This window comes from Mesorhizobium sp. M2A.F.Ca.ET.067.02.1.1, from assembly GCF_004023285.1.
Classification (GTDB): domain Bacteria; phylum Pseudomonadota; class Alphaproteobacteria; order Rhizobiales; family Rhizobiaceae; genus Mesorhizobium.
This window is the reverse complement of sequence record NZ_RZSB01000924.1, coordinates 1-2069: the sequence shown is the minus strand read 5'-3', so window position 1 is coordinate 2069 and position 2069 is coordinate 1. Positions and strand designations below refer to the sequence as shown.

At 61.5% G+C, this 2069-nt stretch carries 3 protein-coding genes; 1 reads left to right on the top strand and 2 read right to left on the bottom strand.

The genetic code is table 11. The features are described 5' to 3' along the window. Both EOA28_RS33760 and EOA28_RS33755 read right to left on the bottom strand, forming a co-directional pair. Nucleotides 1-365: endonuclease domain-containing protein (locus EOA28_RS33760; RefSeq protein ID WP_148671033.1), on the bottom strand; the 365-nt coding region annotated here is incomplete at its 3' end. Between the two features lie 134 nt (nt 366-499). Then, nucleotides 500-1330: an aldo/keto reductase gene (locus EOA28_RS33755; protein WP_127253155.1), complete on the bottom strand. Its 831-nt coding sequence runs from the start codon at nt 1328-1330 to the stop codon at nt 500-502. A 255-nt stretch (nt 1331-1585) separates the two neighbouring features. Here EOA28_RS33755 and EOA28_RS33745 point away from each other — a divergent pair, with 255 nt between their 5' ends. Next, complete coding sequence (locus tag EOA28_RS33745; protein ID WP_127253159.1) at nt 1586-1903, top strand: endonuclease domain-containing protein; 318 nt, start codon at nt 1586-1588, stop codon at nt 1901-1903. The last annotated feature ends 166 nt before the right edge of the window (nt 1904-2069 follow it).

Sequence of the window (2069 nt, the reverse complement as noted above, 5' to 3'; positions counted from 1 at the left end):
GGATCAGCCAAATCCGCGACGATAACAATGTGCTGGCAGACATTGTCGATGTCGCGGATCACATCGTCGTTCCAGAACCGCAAGACGGTCCAGCCATCCTCTTCGAGACGTCTCGTTCTCAGCGCATCAGCCTCGGCAACGCCGCCATCGCCATGCTGCGAGCCGTCGACCTCGACAAGAAGCCTTTTCTCCGGGCAAGCGAAGTCGACGATATAGCCTGCTATCGGAAACTGCCTACGGAAACCAAGTCCCATCAACCGGTGTGCGCGAAGCTCGTTCCAGAGCTTCAGTTCGGCATCGGTCATGACGCGACGCATCGATTTTGCATTGGCCCGGTGTCGTGGCGGCAGAGGAGTATGGGTCATCGCTGGAGCCGTTTGAACCTGAGGTCTTCACCAAGGTCTTTACTCTACGGCGCCCCCCTCTGTCCTGCCGGACATCTCCCCCACTAGGGGGGGGAGATTAGCAGTTTCGGCGTCGGCTCCCTTCTATCAGAGCGCTAAAATAAAAACGCCGCCGTCGCCGGATCAGGTCCGGTGCGACCGTCGGCGGAATCCAGGCCACGGATGGTCTGCATATCGTCCTCGTCGAGCTCGAAACCGAAGACGTCGAAATTGCCGGCGATGCGCTCCTGGTGGATCGACTTCGGGATGACGATCAGCCCTTCCTGCAAATGCCAGCGGATGATCACCTGCGCCACCGACTTGCCGTGCTTCTTCGCCAGCTTCTCCAGTGTCGGGTCGGAAAGCAGCCGGCCGCTGCCCAGCGGGCTCCAGCTCTCGATGTGGATGTTGTGCTTCTTGTGGAAATCGCGTTTGTCGCGCTGCTGGAAGCGCGGATGCAGCTCGATCTGGTTGACGACGGGCGTCACGCCGGTCTCGCCGATGATGCGCTCCAGATGATCCTGGTTGAAGTTGGAGACGCCGACCGACTTGATGCGACCGGCCTGCTTTAGCTCGACCAGCGTCTTCCAGGCCTCGACATATTTGTTCTGGCTGGGCACCGGCCAGTGGATCAGGAAAAGATCGATCCGGTCGATGCCGAGTTTTTGCATCGTGTCGTCGAAGGCGCGCAATGCCGCGTCGCGCTGATGCGCGCCGTTGCGCAGCTTGGAGGTGATGAAGAGCTCGTTCCTCGGCACGCCCGCCGCGCGGATCGCCTCGCCGACGCCTTCCTCGTTGCGGTAGCCTTCGGCGGTGTCGATCAGCCGGTAGCCGGCCTCGATCCCCCAGCGCACGACCTTGGCGGTGATGTCCGGATCGACCTGCCACACACCGAGCCCGATCTGCGGGATGGTCGAGCCGTCGTTCAATGTCAGCTGTTCGGGCATGGGAGGTTCCTTTTGGGAGGGAGCGTGGTGTACGGGACGGGTGGTGCCGACTATTTAGGCCGCGGGGTGAGGAATACCAGTCGCATAGAGAAGATGGCGCGACGCCGAAGCTGCCAATCTCCCCCCTCGTGGGGGAGATGTCCGGCAGGACAGAGGGGGGCGCCGTAGAGTAGAAACGCAGGTGAACCTGCCTCGGTCTGATGCACCCATGCCCATACACCAGTCCCACCTCGACATCGCGCCAACGCGAAATCGATGCGCAAAGTCATGACCGATGCTGAACTGAAGCTCTGGAACGAGCTCCGTGGCCACCGGCTGATGGGCCTCGGCTTTCGCAGGCAGTTTCCGATCGCAGGCTACATCGTCGACTTCGCGTGTCCTCAGAAGAAGCTGATCGTGGAAGTGGATGGATCGCAGCATGCCGACGACGCCATTCCTGACGAGACCAGAACCAGGCGCCTGGAGCAGGATGGCTGGATGGTCCTCCGGTTCTGGAACGACGACGTCATTCGAGACATCGACAATGTCTGCCAGCATACTGTTATTGCCGCTGGGTTGGCCTGTCCGACTTGAGATGCTGGCGGGACAGCGCCCCCCTCTGTCCTGCCGGACATCTCCCCCACGAGGGGGGAGATTGGCAGCTTCGCCGCCGGCTTCACCCGCAGCCGAGAAGGAGGAGCGCTACCCCCTCGCCCCGAATCTCAGCCCATCCATCAAGAGCTTCACCAGACGTCCGGAC

What these genes read in the sequence shown, in the direction of transcription:
- EOA28_RS33755 (WP_127253155.1), bottom strand. Translation starts at nt 1,330, where the DNA reads ATGCCCGAACAGCTGACATTGAACGACGGCTCGACCATCCCGCAGATC.
- EOA28_RS33745 (WP_127253159.1), top strand. Translation starts at nt 1,586, where the DNA reads ATGCGCAAAGTCATGACCGATGCTGAACTGAAGCTCTGGAACGAGCTC.